Raw genomic sequence first — 16,347 nt, 5'->3', positions numbered from 1 at the left:
GGAACTCAATCCACGACCGGCGGAAGAGAGCGCCGGTTGTTGTGTGCCCAGGTTTCCTCGTCCTCAATGAGGTAGTCCGGTCGTTGGCCTGACCGTTGATCTCGCTGTGAGCCGGAAGGCACTGCGGAAGGTGACGCTGCTCCCGTACCTGATGAGGTCGAATTGCGCAGTGCAGCGGTGGTACCGGGTGTATTCGCCAATCCTGACCCGCCCGGTGTGAAGGGACGCGTGCCCGTGCGACCTGGCATAGCCGGTCGGTTGCCCACAGGACCACCGGTTTCCGAAGAGAGGCGGCGCCCTCCTACCACACCGTTCTGACCTGAATTGATATTCCCGCCGCTTGGGACACCGGGAGTGGTTCCGCGGGTCATGGGTGCGCGGCCCTGCACAGGGTCACCGCCGATGACGGTCCCGCGCGGGATGCCGCCTGTTCGGCCGGAGGAGGGTGGGACAGGCCGCCCTCCAAGGATTCCGCTCTCGCGTGGCATACGTGTCGCAGTACCGTTGGGGCTTCCCTGCACGGCCTGGAACGGCACGCGGGTGGCTGACGGACCACGTCCAGTAACCGGATTCTGCACGCTCCCGCCACCGTTGAGAGATGGCAGGCCAATGCCCGATGGGAAGTGAGGCGTCGATTCAGAGCGTGCTGGAGGTCCACCGGGCGCAGGTGTAACCGGGCTGCTCGGTCCCGAAGCCTCCGGGAGTTTGACCAGGCCGTCGAGGTCCATTCCGATGGGCTCGAAGCGCTCGATACGGCGCTCGCCCGACTGCAGAGGAAGGGACGACTGGCTGCTGTCGGGCCGTGACACTTGGCTGCGTTCGGGCACCGCAGAGGCGGAAGGGGAACCGAACGAGCCTGAGGTGCCTTGTGACGGGCCAGAGATGTACTGCTGATTGGTGTCAACCCAGCCTGCGCCCAGATGGTTGCCCGGCGGCGAAAACGTAGGCGGCTCCACCCTGTTAACCTGCGCAGCCGACTGCTGATAGGCCTGCGCCAGCTTCCGCATCTGCTGCACGGCCTCATACCGTGCCGCGTCGATCCGCTCCTGCGCCGCCGTCGCATCGGACTGGGCGGTCTGGGCCAGCTTTCGGGAGTCGGGGTCGTTGCGGGCGCCGGGTTCCTTGGCTGCGGCGAGGGACTTCTCCGCGTTGCGGAGGTCCGCCTGCGCGGCCGTGGTCTCGGAGGTGTCCGGCATGACCGCCTTTGCCTCCCCGATTGCCTGGGAGACGATGCCCATCCACCGGGACGCCACCTCGGCGTACTCCCCGAGGTGGAGCGTCGCGCTTGCCGTCTGCCCGCCCCACTCACGGAAGGTGTCGCCGGCCTCGCCCTGCCACTCCAGGCCCTTGACGTACGTCATGAGGTCGTCGCCGATCTTGGTGATCGTCGAGGCGGCCTTGGAGAGCTTTGCGGCAAGGTCGTAGGCGCTCTCGGAGTTCGCCGAGTTGAGCATGGCCACCAGTTGGGCGTGGGTCATGGACTCGAAGTCGGTGTGCTGGGGCGTGGGTTGCTTCCGTGCGGGCTGCTCGCTCATCACAGGCCCTTCTCGGCGTCGGTGACCTCCGCGACCTGCTCGCCCTGTTGTTGGTCGGCCTGCCGTCGGGCATACGGATCCCGGTCGACGTCGTAGTACTTGTCGACCTCCGCGTTGACCTCCCGCATCCGCGCCTTGATGTCCTCGTCCAGGTTCTCGAAGCCCACGCGCGACGCGTGCACGGCCAGCCCCACCCCCTCGATCTGCGCGCTGAGGGCCTTGGAAAGGTTCTCCAACTCGTCGTGGACGATGGCGTACGACTCGTAGAGGAACTGTGCTTCCTTGAAGTCGGCGGACCCCAGATGGGCACGGGAGAGACGGTCCTGACCGACCTTGTCGGGGGAGGCCTCGGACCTGCCCAGCTCGATCAGCAGGTCGTCGACACGCTTCTTGAAGTCCTTCATGGCGTCGTGCTGGATGTCCAACGCCATCTGAGGGTTCACGCCGTACAAGCTGTCGAAGGACTTGCCGGTGTCCGGAGCACCCCCACCATCGCTGCCGCCCCCGTCCGAACTCACGTCAGCCGCCTCCCCGTTCTCCCCGATCGCTCAAGTCAACCAAGGCTTCAAGCAACACTGTTGGTCACTCTTCATCACTCTAATGGCGTTGCGGAAGCAAGCCCACCTGGATAAGAGGGGCTCCGCGCTTCCGCGAGACGAACGTGCCCCGTCCCGGAGGCATGGGCCTGGCCCGGACGTTGCCGAGGATGTCGCCTTCCATCGGGTCGCCGGACAGGACGAGCCCCTGGGCGCCCAGCTCCTTCACCCGCTGCATGAACGACTCGTACATGGAGCGCGAGGCCCCCGCCGCGTTACGGGCGATGATGAACTTGACGCCCACGTCACGCGCGAACGGCAGATGCTCGACGAGAGCCGACAGCGGGTTCCCGGAGTTGGTGGCGACCAGCTCGTAGTCGTCGACGATGACGAACAGCTGCGGGCCGCTCCACCAGCTGCGGTCGCGCAGCTGCTGCGGCGTGATGTCGGGCTTCGGCGCGCGCATCTCCATGAACTGCCGGATGGCGTCCATATGGACGTTCATCGCGGACGCCATCGGCGCGTACTCCAGCAAATGTTCCTCGGAGACCGCCTCCAGCATCGTCCTTCGATAGTCGCCGACGACGATCCGGGCCTCCGAGGGCGTGTAGCGCTCGGCGATCTGCTTCGCGATCAGGCGCAGCAGGTTGGTCTTGCCCGACTCGCTCTCCCCGAAGACCAGGAAGAAGGGGTCCGTGTCGAAGTCGATGAAGACCGGTTCGAGGTTGGCCTCGTCGATGCCGATCGCGATGCCGTGCTGCGGGAACTCGAAGCCCTTGGGCAACTGGTCGGCAGGCAGCCTGCGGGGCAGCAGGCGGACCGTCGGGGCCGCGGGACCCTGCCAGTTGCCCTTGACCGCCTGCACCAGTTGAGCCGTGGCCTCCGACAGGTCGTTCGCGTCGGACGAGGAGTCGATACGCGGCAGCGCCGTCATGAAATGCAGTTTTTCCGGGACCTGACCACGGCCTGGGACACCCGCCGGCACGTTCGCCGCGACCCTGCGGTCGAACTCGGAGTCCATGACGTCACCGAGGCGCAGCTCCAGTCGGCCCAGGATCTGGTCCTTGAGCGCGGACCGCACCTCCATGTAGCGCGAGGCGGAGAGGACGACATGGATGCCGTAGCCGAGGCCGCGGCCGGCGATGTCGTGGACGATGCCTTCGAGCCCCTCGTAGTCGCCCTTGAAGTTGCCCCAGCCGTCGATGACCAGGAAGACGTCGCCCCAGGCTTCGCCGGGCAGCTCGCCGGCCGCACGCCGCCGACGGTACGTGCCGATGGAGTCGATGCCGTTGGCACGGAAGAACTGCTCGCGGCGGTTGAGAATGCCCGCCACCTCCGCGACCGTGCGGCGGACCCGCTCGGGGTCCAGCCTGGAGGCGACCCCGCCGACGTGCGGCAGGTCCGACAGGGACGACAGGCCTTCACCGCCGAAGTCGAGGCAGTAGAACTGCACCTCGTGTGGCGTGTGGGTCACGGCGAAGGAGCCGATCAACGTGCGCAGCAGCGTGGACTTGCCGGACTGGGGGCCACCGACGACCATCATGTGCCCCGCCGCGCCGGAGAAGTCCCGGTAGAGCACCTCGCGCTTCTGCTCGAACGGCTTGTCGATCAGACCGACGGGAACCGTCAACCCGCCCAGTCGCGTGTACTCGGCGGCCTGCAGGCCCCGTTCGGCTGTCGACGCGAGCGACGGCAGCAACTGGTCCAGCGTCGGCGCCCTGTCCAGGGGCGGTAGCCATACCTGATGGGCGGGCACGCCCTGGCCCTCCAGACGCTGCACGATGACGTCGAGGACCGTGTCCGCCAAGGCGTCGTCATCCTGGCGCGCGGGAGCTCGAGTCTGTGCGGGGTCCGCGGCCGCGTACGTGATCGGTACGTGGGCCGCGGTGAACAGCGCGGGCCGGCGCTCGATCGGTGTCCGGTCACCGGGGACCTCTGGGCCACCGGAGCGGTACGCACCCGACACGTACGCCGCCTTGAAGCGGGTCATCTCGTCCGTGCCGAACTTCAGATACCCGGAGCCCGGCACGGACGGCAGGTGGTAGGCGTCCGGAACCCCGAGCGCCGCGCGCGACTCCGCGGCCGAGAACGTCCGCAGACCGATCCGGTACGACAGATAGGTGTCCAGGCCGCGCAGACGGCCTTCCTCCAGGCGCTGCGAGGCCAGCAGGAGGTGCACACCCAGGGAGCGGCCGATGCGGCCGATCTGGATGAACATGTCGATGAAGTCGGGCTTGGCCGTCAGCAGTTCGCTGAACTCGTCGATCACGAGGACGAGCGAGGCCAGCGGCTCCAGCGGAGCACCTGCGGCCCGCGCCTTCTCGTAGTCGTGGATGTTGGCGTAGTTGCCCGCCGAGCGCAGCAGCTCCTGGCGGCGCTGGAGTTCGCCGCGGATCGCGTCGCCCATACGGTCGACGAGAGTCAGATCGTCGGAGAGGTTGGTGATGACGGCGGCGACGTGCGGCATCTGGGACATGCCGGCGAAGGTGGCGCCGCCCTTGAAGTCCGCGAGGACGAAGTTCAACGTTTCGGAGGAATGGGTGACCGCGAGGCCGAGCACCAGCGTGCGCAGCAGCTCCGACTTGCCGGAACCGGTCGCGCCCACACACAGACCGTGCGGGCCCATGCCGTCCTGCGCGGCTTCTTTGAGGTCCAGCATCACGGGTCGGCCGTCCTCGCCGACGCCGATGGGGACCCGCAGGCGCTCCGGCGTCGACCGTGGTCGCCAGGTGCGAGTGACCTCCACGGAGGCGGCGTCGCCGAGGCCCAGCAGATCGGTGAAGTCCAGGTTGGCGAGCAGTGGTTCGTCGTCGTTCCCGCCGCCCATGCGCAGGGGCGCCAGCTGCCGGGCGAGTGCCTCCGCGGCGGGCAGGGACAGCCCGTCGGGGGTGCCCTCGTAGGCGAGAGGGGCACCCGTGTCCAGCCACAGCCGGTCCGGCCGTACGACGATGGAGAGGCCGCCCCGGGGCTGGTCGAGTTCGCCCGGGACCACCTCGATGATCGTCACGCCCTGCAAGCCCTCGGCGGCCGCGAAAGCGGAGGTCGGGGGCACGATTCCGCCGTCGAGGACGACGATGATGTGCGGCTGGTCCAGTACCGGCTGGCCGTCCCGGCTGAAACGCGGGCGGCCTTCGAGGTGGGCCGACAGCAGCTGTTCCAGCTCCCCGAGGTCGTCTCCGAACAGCCGCCGGGTGCCTGCGCCGTCGAACTGCCCGGTCAACTGACTGTGCGGCAGCCACTTGGTCCAGTCCCAGCGGTCGACCGCGGCCGGGGCGGCGACGACGGCCAGCAGCAGGTCCTCGGGGGAGTGCAGGGTGGTGAGTTGGGCGACCAGGGCACGCGCCGCGGCCTGGGCACGCTCCGGCTCGCCGGAGACCGTCACGTGGTAGAAGGCCCGCATCGACACCGCGACCGGCAGCCCGTCCAACTGGCCGTGCACGGCGAGGAAACGCTGCATGGCGCCGGCGCACAGGGGCTCGAGTTCGTCTACGGGCGCTGTCTCGGGAGCCACCAGCGGAGAGGCCAACTGCTGCGGTCCCAGACCGATCCGCGCCTGCCCGAAGTCCGCGTCCCCGACGCGGCGCTCCCACACCCGGCTGCCCTCGGCGACCACGGACCACAACTGTTCGGGAGAGGGGTGCAGATACAGCTGGGCGTCACGCTGCTTCAAACCGATCCTGCGCACCGTACGCCGGGTCTGCGCGAGGTATTTGAGATAGTCCCGACGCACATCGGCCATTTGCCCCTGCGTACCGCGACGGTGTCGGACGATCTGCGCGATCACCATCGCGGCCGTCGACACGAGCATCACCACACCCATGATCCGCATGAACGGATGGGCGTTCGGGGAGGCGAAGTAGAACACCACCGACGAGCCCATGCCGAGCGTCGGCAGGATCTGCATCAGCATGCCCTCCTGCTGACCCCGCGGCAGTTCTGGAGGAGCCTCCAGGCGCAGCTCATCGGTGGGTACTTCGGGCGGCAGGGAACGCGGTGGGCGCTTGATGACGATCTGGCTCACCGGTGCGTCAATCCCCCTACGCGGACAAGCAGTTTCCCACCGGCACCCCCGTGGTGACGGTCGCCCTCCGCTAGGCGGGGATCCTACTTGTCACCCCTGACGGCACCTACCGGTAGGGTGACGTCCGCAGCGTGCGCATCCGCGAAGCAGGGGGTCAATCAAGGTGAGTACGACCGCGACGACCGGGTTCTGCCGAGTCACTGTCGTGGCACCCGACAGCCGCATCGACGTTGCCCTCCCGGTGGACATCACCATCGCCGACATCTATCCGGAGATCCTGCGCCTGACGGGCCAGACCCAGCCGGTGGGCACCCCGACGGGCTACCACCTGGTACGCCGGGACGGTGCAGCCCTCGACGGCGCCCGCTCGCTCGCGGAGGAACGGGTCCTCGACGGCGAGGTGCTCAGTCTCCGTCCCTTCGCCGAGTCGCTGCCCCCTGCCGTCCACGACGACGTCTCAGACGCGGTCGCCTCCGCGGTCGTTCGCGACCGCCATCTGTGGAGCGACGACCTGCTGCGCGTCGCCGGGCTGATCGGCGGCGCGCTGCTCGTGCTGCTCGTCGCTTTCGTGCTCTGGTACGCCGACCCGATCCATCACGACATGAATGGCCTGCCCGGCATCATCGCGGGTGGCCTGGGCGTACTCCTGACCGCCTACGCGGCCGTGCGCGCACGCGTGTACGCCGATCGCGTGGCCGCGGCGGCCATCGGACTTGCCGCCCTGCCCCTGCTTCTCATCGCGGGCTCCGGAATCATCGGCCCGGCTGCCGGAGAGGGGCCGGGCAAACTGCAGTTCATGCTGGGCTGCGTGGCGGTGCTGGTCGCCTCCGTCGCCCTTGTCGCGCTCGCCCCCAGCGGGGACGCGGCGTTCGTGGCCGCTACCTTCGCCGCTGCGGTCGGTACCGTGGCCACCTTCGTGGCGATCCTCGCCGACGCCTCCGCGACCGACACCGCCGCGGTGTGCGCCCCGGTCGCCATCGGTCTGGTCGCCTTCCTGCCCGGCCTGTCGGTACGCTTCGCCCGCCTGCCGATCGGTTACGCCTCCCCGCGCTCCGTCGTGTACGAGGACTTCGACCTCGACCCCGCACAGGGCCAGGACACCGAGCCCCTCGACGCCGAGCGCATCGCCGCCCAGGCCCGGCGCGGCCACGAGATGCTGCTGGGTCTCGTCGGCGGCACCTCCGCCGTGGTGGTCGCCTCCGCCGCCGTCCTCGGCTTCTCGGACGACGTGTGGGGCAGGCTCCTGGGCCTTGCCGCCGGCCTCGCCATGCTGATCCGAGCCCGCCTGTTCCGCTACACGTCACAGGTGGCCTGCACCCTCCTCGCCGGGGTCGCGGCCCTCGCCCTCCTGCTGATCGGCCTCGCGCTCAATCCGTCGGCCGACGCTCTGACCGAGTTCACGCTCCACGCGGACCGGGGAGCCTTGGACCTCCGCACCATCTGGCTCACGGCCGCCCTCACCGCCGGAGCCGCGCTGCTCACCGCGATCGGTCTGATCATTCCCCAGAAGGGGCTCTCCCCCTTCTGGGGCCGTCTGCTCGACATCGCCGAGGCGGTCGTGCTGCTCACTTTGATCCCGCTGTGCCTGGCGGTGCTGGGCGTCCTCACCAAGGTCCGGTCGCTGACCGGCTGAGGGGCACCCCGACGGCCGGCTCAGCGCGTCTCACCAGCCTGGTACCCTGTCTGCGGCCGTTCGTGTTCGCACCCGGGCTCCTTCCAGGGACCCGGAGACCGCGCCGACGGACCCGTCACCCGAGTCACAGAAGCCCCCCTGAGACGAAGACCAGGGGCACTCGGTGGCATCAATGAGACTCATGAGGAGTATCGCGTGTCGCTCGACGCCGCTACGAAGAAGCAGATCATCAGCGAGTTCGGTACCAAGGAGGGCGACACCGGCTCCCCCGAGGTCCAGGTCGCGATGCTCTCCCGCCGTATCTCGGACCTGACCGAGCACCTCAAGACCCACAAGCACGACCACCACTCCCGCCGTGGTCTGCTGATCCTGGTCGGTCAGCGCCGCCGTCTGCTGCAGTACCTCGCCAAGAAGGACATCCAGCGCTTCCGTACGCTGGTCGACCGCCTCGGCATCCGCCGCGGTGCGGCGGGCGCCAAGTAGGACGCCGTGCAGGGGAGCGGTTCCCGGGAAAAGGGGACCGCTCCTTTTGCTGTACTCGCGGTAGTCGCGGGTACTCGCTGTACTTGCCGCCTTGCCGTACGCCCTCCACGGCACCCGCCGGATCCCGGCGCGACCTCGCCCGGAGGGGGCTCGCGGCCCCGCCGTACGCGGGACGTACGGGCGGAAACGTGCGGAGTGTCACCACCCCTTTGTAGTGTGGTAGCACAACGCAAGAGACACGACACAGTGTGAGGACGCCCGGGCACGGGCGACCGCACGCACACCGAACGAGGAGAAGCGCACCTCGCCGCCGCCGGTCCTCGGTAGTGGCCCCCGGGGAATTGCGAACCCCGAGGGCTTCGATCGAAGACCGGCCCGCACCAGACGGCGCGCTTCTCCGCCACCGTCCCCCTGCCACACGGGCGGGATCCGGGACGAAGACGAGGAGAAGTCACTAGTGGAGAACGAGACCCACTACGCCGAGGCCGTCATCGACAACGGTTCCTTCGGCACCCGTACCATCCGCTTCGAGACGGGCCGCCTGGCCAAGCAGGCCGCCGGCTCCGCCGTGGCGTACCTGGACGACGACACCATGGTGCTGTCGGCCACCACCGCCTCCAAGAACCCCAAGGACCAGCTCGACTTCTTCCCCCTCACGGTGGACGTCGAGGAGCGGATGTACGCCGCCGGCAAGATCCCCGGCAGCTTCTTCCGCCGCGAGGGCCGTCCCTCCGAGGACGCCATCCTCACCTGCCGCCTCATCGACCGCCCGCTGCGCCCGTCCTTCAAGAAGGGCCTGCGCAACGAGATCCAGGTCGTCGCCACGATCATGGCGCTCAACCCCGACCACCTGTACGACGTCGTGGCGATCAACGCCGCCTCCGCGTCCACGCAGCTGGCCGGTCTGCCCTTCTCCGGCCCGATCGGCGGCGTCCGCGTCGCGCTGATCAACGGCCAGTGGGTCGCCTTCCCGACGCACTCCGAGCTCGAGGACGCCGTCTTCGACATGGTCGTCGCGGGGCGCGCCCTGGAGGACGGCGATGTCGCGATCATGATGGTCGAGGCCGAGGCCACCGAGAAGACCATCCAGCTGGTCAAGGGCGGCGCCGAGGCGCCGACCGAGGAGGTCGTCGCCGCCGGTCTGGACGCCGCGAAGCCCTTCATCAAGGTCCTCTGCAAGGCCCAGGCGGACCTCGCGTCGAAGGCAGCCAAGCCCACCGGCGAGTTCCCGATCTTCCTCGACTACCAGGACGACATCCTGGAGGCCCTCACGGCCGCCGTCCGGGACGAGCTCGCCCAGGCCCTCACCATCGCCGGCAAGCAGGAGCGCGAGTCCGAGCTGGACCGCGTCAAGGCGCTCGCCGCCGAGAAGCTGCTCCCGCAGTTCGAGGGCCGCGAGAAGGAGATCTCCGCCGCGTACCGCTCGCTGACCAAGACCCTGGTCCGTGAGCGTGTCATCAAGGAGAAGAAGCGCATCGACGGCCGTGGCGTGACGGACATCCGTACGCTCGCCGCCGAGGTCGAGGCCATCCCGCGCGTGCACGGCTCCGCCGTGTTCGAGCGTGGCGAGACCCAGATCCTGGGCGTCACCACCCTCAACATGCTCCGCATGGAGCAGCAGCTCGACACGCTGTCGCCGGTGACGCGCAAGCGCTACATGCACAACTACAACTTCCCGCCGTACTCCACCGGCGAGACCGGCCGCGTCGGCTCCCCGAAGCGCCGCGAGATCGGTCACGGCGCCCTCGCCGAGCGCGCCCTCGTCCCGGTCCTGCCGACGCGCGAGGAGTTCCCCTACGCGATCCGCCAGGTCTCCGAGGCGCTGAGCTCCAACGGCTCGACGTCCATGGGCTCGGTCTGCGCCTCCACCATGTCGCTGCTGAACGCCGGTGTGCCGCTGAAGGCCCCCGTCGCCGGTATCGCCATGGGCCTGATCTCCCAGGAGATCGACGGCGAGACGCACTACGTCACCCTCACCGACATCCTCGGTGCGGAGGACGCCTTCGGCGACATGGACTTCAAGGTCGCCGGCACCAAGGAGTTCGTCACCGCCCTCCAGCTCGACACCAAGCTGGACGGCATCCCGGCCTCCGTCCTGGCCGCCGCCCTCAAGCAGGCCCGTGACGCCCGCCTCCACATCCTCGACGTGATGATGGAAGCGATCGACACGCCGGACGAGATGTCCCCGAACGCCCCGCGGATCATCACCGTCAAGATCCCCGTGGACAAGATCGGTGAGGTCATCGGCCCCAAGGGCAAGATGATCAACCAGATCCAGGAGGACACCGGCGCCGAGATCACGATCGAGGACGACGGCACCATCTACATCGGTGCCGCCGACGGCCCGGCCGCCGAGGCCGCCCGCGCCACGATCAACGGCATCGCCAACCCGACCATGCCGGAGGTCGGCGAGCGCTACCTGGGCACCGTCGTGAAGACGACGACCTTCGGCGCGTTCGTGTCGCTGCTCCCGGGCAAGGACGGTCTGCTGCACATCTCGCAGATTCGCAAGCTCGCCGGCGGCAAGCGCGTGGAGAACGTCGAGGACGTCGTCGGCGTGGGCCAGAAGGTCCAGGTCGAGATCGCCGAGATCGACTCCCGCGGCAAGCTCTCCCTCATCCCCGTGATCGAGGGCGAGGAAGGTTCTGAGGACAAGAAGGACGACGGCGACAAGTGACGTCCCGTAGCTCCAAGGCGACGGCCCGCACCTCCACGGAGGCGCGGGCCGTCGCCCGTACCCAAACCCTGATCAAGGGCAGGGACGGCATCGGCACGGTCCGCAAGACCACCCTCCCGGGAGGCCTGCGCATCGTCACCGAGACCCTGCCCTCGGTCCGCTCCGCGACCTTCGGCATCTGGGCGCACGTCGGCTCCCGCGACGAGACACCCGCGCTGAACGGCGCCACCCACTACCTGGAGCACCTGCTCTTCAAGGGCACCTCCCGCCGCAGCGCGCTCGACATCTCGTCCGCGATCGACGCGGTCGGCGGCGAGATGAACGCGTTCACGGCGAAGGAGTACACCTGCTACTACGCGCGTGTGCTCGACTCCGACCTGCCGCTGGCCATCGACACGGTCTGCGACATGCTCACCGGCTCGCTCATCCGTGAGGAGGACGTCGACGTCGAACGCGGCGCCATCCTCGAGGAGATCGCGATGACCGAGGACGACCCGGGCGACTGTGTGCACGACCTGTTCGCGCACACGATGTTCGGCGACACCCCTCTCGGCCGCCCGGTCCTCGGCACGGTCGACACGGTCAACGCCCTCAGCGCCGACCGCATACGCCGCTTCTACAAGAAGCACTACGACCCCACCCACCTCGTGGTCGCCTGCGCCGGCAACATCGACCACAACAAGGTCGTACGGCAGGTCCGCGCCGCCTTCGAGAGCGCCGGCGCCCTCACCCGCGTCGACGCCACCCCGATCGGCCCGCGCGAGGGCACCCGGGGCCTGCGCACGGCCGGTCGAGTCGAGCTGATCGGGCGCAAGACCGAGCAGGCGCACGTCGTCCTCGGCATGCCCGGCCTCTCCCGCACCGACGACCGCCGCTGGGCCCTCGGCGTCCTCAACACCGCCCTCGGCGGCGGTATGTCCTCCCGCCTCTTCCAGGAGGTCCGGGAGAAGCGCGGCCTCGCCTACAGCGTGTACTCGTACACCTCCGGCTTCGCCGACTGCGGACTCTTCGGTGTCTACGCCGGCTGCCGCCCGTCCCAGGTCCACGACGTGCTCAAGATCTGTCGCGACGAACTCGACCAGGTCGCCGAGCACGGGCTGCCCGACGACGAGATCGCACGCGCCATCGGCCAGCTCCGCGGCTCCACGGTCCTCGGCCTTGAGGACACCGGCGCGATCATGAACCGCATCGGCAAGAGCGAGCTCTGCTGGGGCGAGCAGATGTCCGTCGACGAGATGCTGACCCGGATAGCCATGGTGACCCCGGACGAGATCCGTGCCGTGGCCCGCGAGATCCTGGGCCGGCGCCCCTCCCTGTCGGTGATCGGCCCGCTCAAGGACAAACAGGCGTCCCGTCTCCACGAAGCCGTCGCCTGACGCCTGACGTCGTCGCCCGACAACCCCAGTTAAGGAACCAAGCAATGAGCAAGCTGCGCGTGGCGGTCCTCGGTGCCCGGGGCCGTATCGGCTCCGAGGCCGTACGGGCCGTCGAGGCCGCCGAGGACATGGAGCTGGTCGCCGCCCTGAGCCGGGGCGACAAGCTGGAGACGCTGGCGGAGACCGGCGCCCAGGTGGCCGTCGAGCTGACCACCCCCGCCTCGGTCATGGACAACCTCGACTACTGCGTCCGCCACGGCATCCACGCGGTCGTCGGCACGACGGGCTGGACCGACGAGCGCCTCGCGCAGCTGAACGGCTGGCTGGCCGCATCCCCGGAGACCGGCGTGCTGATCGCGCCCAACTTCTCCATCGGGGCCGTCCTGAACATGAAGTTCGCGCAGATCGCCGCCCCCTACTTCGAGTCGGTGGAGGTCGTCGAACTGCACCACCCGAAGAAGGTCGACGCCCCTTCGGGCACCGCCACGCGCACGGCTCAGCTCATCGCCGAGTCACGGCGCGCGGCAGGCACGGCCCCGGCTCCGGACGCCACGGAGACGGCTCTGGACGGCGCGCGCGGCGCGGACGTCGACGGCATCCCCGTCCACTCCGTCCGGCTGCGCGGCCTCCTGGCCCACCAGGAGGTCCTCCTCGGCGGCGAGGGCGAGACCCTCACCATCCGCCACGACTCCCTCCACCACAGCAGCTTCATGCCGGGCATCCTGCTCGGCGCCCGCCGCGTGGTGACCACCCCGGGCCTCACCTTCGGCCTCGAACACTTCCTCGATCTGGGCTGACAGGCCGGGAACGTCATGCGCGCGAAGATCACCTACGCCGTCACGGCAGCCGTCCTGGTCGTCTACTTCGTCCTGGTCGGCAGCCGCGGGATCCTGCTCATAGAGACGGGCACACCGGTCACGATCGCCTTCGGCGTCGCCGTGCTCGTCCTGCCGGCGATCGGCCTGTGGTTCCTGTGGAAGAACACCCAGTTCGTCCGCCGGGCCAACCGGCTCGCCGCCGAACTCGACGCCGAAGGGGGCCTGCCCGTCGACGAGTTGAAGCGGACCCCGAGCGGCCGCATCGACCGCGACTCGGCCGACGCGGTCTTCGCGCAGCGCAAGGCGGAGACCGAGGACGCCCCCGACGACTGGCGTACCTGGTTCCGTCTCGCCGTCGCCTACCACGACGCCCGCGACACACCCAGGGCGCGCAAGGCCATGCAGCGCGCCATCGCCCTGCACGACGGCCGGCCGGCGCCGACCGCCTGACCCCCGCCGTACGTCGTACCGCAGACAGCGAGGAGGGGCCGGTCCGCACCCGCGGACCGGCCCCTCCTCGCTGTCTGCGACCCTCGTGGACGTCCGACTACGCGGCGCGTCCGTACTCCGCCGCCCATGCCTCGATCGTGTCGGCTGCCCGGTCGAAGGCCTCCGTACGGGCCAGGAAGTCGGCGTTGTGCGTGGTCATCAGCGGCGTCACGTACTCCTGCACCCGGTCCCTGCGGACGAGGAGCAACGCCTGCCCCTGCACGGACCGCGGGAGCCCGAGCCAGCGCACCGGCTGCTGCACGGTACGCACCGAGACGCTCGCCTCCCAGGACGCCGTACGCGTGCGGAAGAAGCTCACCTGCCGCACCCCGCGCGCGCTCACCCAGATGCCGACCCGCAGCAGCCGCAGGGCGCAGATGATGACGAGCAGCGCGCCCCCGAAGCAGATCGCGCCCGCCTGAAGTGTCTCGGCCGCCGCGATGATGACCGCCGCGACCAGCACGTACGAGGCGAGCAGCAGCAGGAGCGCGGCCGCGCCGACCCGCCACGGGCCGGGCCGGTAGGGACGCCGCCAGCGGTCACGGTCCTCGAACGGCAGCGCCTCGTCCACCGCCTGGTCGAAGGCGCGGTCGGCGGTCAGGAAGGGCAGGGGCACGGCTGATCCTCACTCGATCCACGCACAGCTGTCGCCGGGTGAGGCTACCGAGCCGAACCCCTCCCCACCACTTTCGGGGGTCCAACAGGGGCACAAGAGTGCGCAACTCGGGGCATCCGGTCCCTTGTCGGTGTCGGCCCGTAGAGTGGGCGCCGCCCGAGAGCAGCCATGGGAAGGACCCTCCGAGCCGTGACCGACACTCCCGTCGACGATCTCAAGCCCAGCTTCCGCAGCGACGTCACCGTCGAGTTGGTGAAGCACAGCGCCGCCGACTCGGACGTGCTGTGGGCCGCCCGCGTCTCCACCGCGGGCGAGCAGTCCCTGGAGGAGCTGCAGAAGGACCCCGAGCGCTCCAAGGGCCTCATCAACTACCTCATGCGGGACCGGCACGGCAGCCCCTTCGAGCACAACTCGATGACCTTCTTCATCAGCGCCCCGATCTTCGTCTTCCGCGAGTTCATGCGCCACCGGGTGGGCTGGTCGTACAACGAGGAGTCCGGGAGGTACCGGGAGCTCCAGCCCGTCTTCTACGTCCCGGACGAGGCCCGCAAGCTCGTCCAGGAGGGGCGTCCCGGCAAGTACGTCTTCGTGGAGGGCACCCAGGCACAGCAGGAGCTGGTCGGGCGGGTCATGGAGGACTCGTACGTCCACGCCTACGAGGCGTACCAGGAGATGCTGGCCGCCGGGGTCGCCCGCGAGGTCGCCCGCTCGGTCCTCCCGGTCGGACTCTTCTCCTCGATGTACGCAACCTGCAACGCCCGCTCGCTGATGCACTTCCTCGGTCTGCGCACCCAGCACGAGCTCGCCAGGGTTCCGTCCTTCCCGCAGCGGGAGATCGAGATGGTGGGCGAGCGAATGGAGACGGAGTGGGCGCGGCTCATGCCCCTCACGCACGCCGCGTTCAACGCGAACGGCCGTGTGGCGCCGTAGCGGACCATCGGCTTTCGGCCAGGCACAGATGTGCGGGTCAGCCGAGCGAAGTGTCCGTATTGCGGCATTTCGCGAAGTTCATCTAGCCTGATCAAACGGACCCGGCACTGCTTGAACCCCCGAGCAGGCAGTGCCGGGCTCCGCATTTGTCCGGACTTTTCCCGCCCCCCGAGGGCAGACCGCGCCCTGAGCAGCGAGTAGCGTGTTACCCATGGCTCCGACCTCGACTCCGCAGACCCCCTTCGGGCGGGTCCTCACCGCCATGGTCACGCCCTTCACGGCGGACGGCGCACTCGACCTCGACGGCGCGCAGCGGCTCGCCACCCACCTGGTGGACGCAGGCAACGACGGCCTGGTCATCAACGGCACCACCGGCGAGTCCCCCACCACCGGTGACGCGGAGAAATCGGACCTGGTACGAGTCGTCCTCGAAGCCGTCGGCGACCGCGCGCACATCATCGCGGGCGTCGGCACGAACGACACGCACCACAGCATGGAGCTGGCCCGCGCCGCCGAGAAGGTCGGTGCCCACGGCCTCCTCGTCGTCACGCCGTACTACAACAAGCCCCCGCAGGAGGGCCTGTACCGCCACTTCAAGGCGATCGCCGACGCCGCCGACCTCCCGGTCATGCTCTACGACATCCCGGGCCGCAGCGGCGTCCCGATCGACACGGAGACGATCGTCCGGCTCGCCGAGCACCCGCGCATCGTCGCCAACAAGGACGCCAAGGGCGACCTCGGCCGGGCCAGCTGGGCCATCGCTCGCTCCGGCCTCGCCTGGTACTCCGGCGACGACATGCTCAACCTCCCGCTGCTCTCCGTGGGCGCGGTCGGCTTCGTCTCGGTCGTCGGCCATGTCGTCACCCCCGAGCTGCGCGCCCTCGTCGAGGCGTACGTCTCCGGTGACGTCCAGAAAGCCACCGAGATCCACCAGAAGCTGCTCCCGGTCTTCACCGGCATGTTCCGCACCCAGGGCGTGATGACCACCAAGGCGGCGCTCGCCCTCCAGGGCCTGCCCGCCGGACCGCTGCGCGCCCCCATGGTGGAACTTTCCCCCGAGGAGACCGCCCAGCTCAAGATCGATCTTGGTGCCGGCGGGGTACAGCTCTAACACCGGACTTCGTACGACGCACCACCCGATGTCAGACCTGACACATCTGACACACCCGAGACTTCACAACTGAATAGGCAGGACGAAAGCGCCTGCGTTCCCATCCACAACTGCTTTTGCAC

General features: G+C 69.1%; 12 protein-coding genes. 8 read left to right on the top strand and 4 right to left on the bottom strand.

The genetic code is table 11. The features are described from left to right. Positions 1-5 precede the first annotated feature (5 nt). The 3 genes from P8T65_RS12295 to eccCa all read right to left on the bottom strand — a co-directional run bounded on the left by P8T65_RS12295 (position 6) and on the right by eccCa (position 6,092). Positions 6-1,535: a DUF4398 domain-containing protein gene (locus tag P8T65_RS12295; RefSeq protein ID WP_316725427.1), complete on the bottom strand. Its 1,530-nt coding sequence runs from the start codon at positions 1,533-1,535 to the stop codon at positions 6-8. Beyond that, on the bottom strand, positions 1,535-2,053 hold the full coding sequence (locus tag P8T65_RS12290) for a hypothetical protein (RefSeq protein WP_316725426.1): 519 nt from the start codon (positions 2,051-2,053) through the stop codon (positions 1,535-1,537). The genes P8T65_RS12295 and P8T65_RS12290 overlap by 1 nt, the downstream gene beginning before the upstream one ends. A gap of 79 nt (positions 2,054-2,132) precedes the next feature. Then, positions 2,133-6,092, bottom strand: coding sequence for a type VII secretion protein EccCa (eccCa, locus tag P8T65_RS12285; RefSeq protein ID WP_316725425.1), 3,960 nt, complete (start codon positions 6,090-6,092; stop codon positions 2,133-2,135). A 163-nt stretch (positions 6,093-6,255) separates the two neighbouring features. Here eccCa and eccD point away from each other — a divergent pair, with 163 nt between their 5' ends. The 6 genes from eccD to P8T65_RS12255 all read left to right on the top strand — a co-directional run bounded on the left by eccD (position 6,256) and on the right by P8T65_RS12255 (position 13,529). Further along, entirely contained in the window at positions 6,256-7,725 is a 1,470-nt protein-coding gene (gene eccD, locus P8T65_RS12280; protein ID WP_316725424.1) for a type VII secretion integral membrane protein EccD, read from the top strand. 195 nt (positions 7,726-7,920) lie between these two features. Continuing rightward, entirely contained in the window at positions 7,921-8,208 is a 288-nt protein-coding gene (rpsO, locus tag P8T65_RS12275) for a 30S ribosomal protein S15 (RefSeq protein ID WP_033529274.1), read from the top strand. Between the two features lie 457 nt (positions 8,209-8,665). Further along, on the top strand, positions 8,666-10,885 hold the full coding sequence (locus P8T65_RS12270; protein ID WP_184900024.1) for a polyribonucleotide nucleotidyltransferase: 2,220 nt from the start codon (positions 8,666-8,668) through the stop codon (positions 10,883-10,885). Beyond that, positions 10,882-12,261 (top strand): pitrilysin family protein, encoded by a 1,380-nt coding sequence (locus P8T65_RS12265; RefSeq protein WP_316725423.1) that lies wholly within the window; start codon positions 10,882-10,884, stop codon positions 12,259-12,261. Before P8T65_RS12270 ends, P8T65_RS12265 begins: the two co-directional genes overlap by 4 nt. A gap of 44 nt (positions 12,262-12,305) precedes the next feature. After that, positions 12,306-13,058, top strand: a complete 753-nt coding sequence (gene dapB, locus P8T65_RS12260) for a 4-hydroxy-tetrahydrodipicolinate reductase (RefSeq protein WP_230218218.1) — start codon at positions 12,306-12,308, stop codon at positions 13,056-13,058. A 15-nt stretch (positions 13,059-13,073) separates the two neighbouring features. Continuing rightward, on the top strand, positions 13,074-13,529 hold the full coding sequence (locus P8T65_RS12255) for a hypothetical protein (protein ID WP_316725422.1): 456 nt from the start codon (positions 13,074-13,076) through the stop codon (positions 13,527-13,529). A 97-nt stretch (positions 13,530-13,626) separates the two neighbouring features. Here P8T65_RS12255 and P8T65_RS12250 read toward each other — a convergent pair whose 3' ends face one another. After that, positions 13,627-14,184: a hypothetical protein gene (locus P8T65_RS12250; protein WP_316725421.1), complete on the bottom strand. Its 558-nt coding sequence runs from the start codon at positions 14,182-14,184 to the stop codon at positions 13,627-13,629. A 189-nt stretch (positions 14,185-14,373) separates the two neighbouring features. Here P8T65_RS12250 and thyX point away from each other — a divergent pair, with 189 nt between their 5' ends. Then, on the top strand, positions 14,374-15,114 hold the full coding sequence (gene thyX / locus P8T65_RS12245) for an FAD-dependent thymidylate synthase (RefSeq protein ID WP_230218224.1): 741 nt from the start codon (positions 14,374-14,376) through the stop codon (positions 15,112-15,114). A gap of 211 nt (positions 15,115-15,325) precedes the next feature. Beyond that, on the top strand, positions 15,326-16,225 hold the full coding sequence (dapA, locus tag P8T65_RS12240; RefSeq protein ID WP_316725420.1) for a 4-hydroxy-tetrahydrodipicolinate synthase: 900 nt from the start codon (positions 15,326-15,328) through the stop codon (positions 16,223-16,225). Positions 16,226-16,347 lie beyond the last annotated feature (122 nt).

This window comes from Streptomyces sp. 11x1, from assembly GCF_032598905.1.
In the GTDB taxonomy this organism is placed as follows: Bacteria; Actinomycetota; Actinomycetes; order Streptomycetales; family Streptomycetaceae; genus Streptomyces.
The sequence above is the reverse complement of the archived record's forward strand: the minus strand, read 5'-3'. Positions and strand labels throughout refer to the sequence as shown.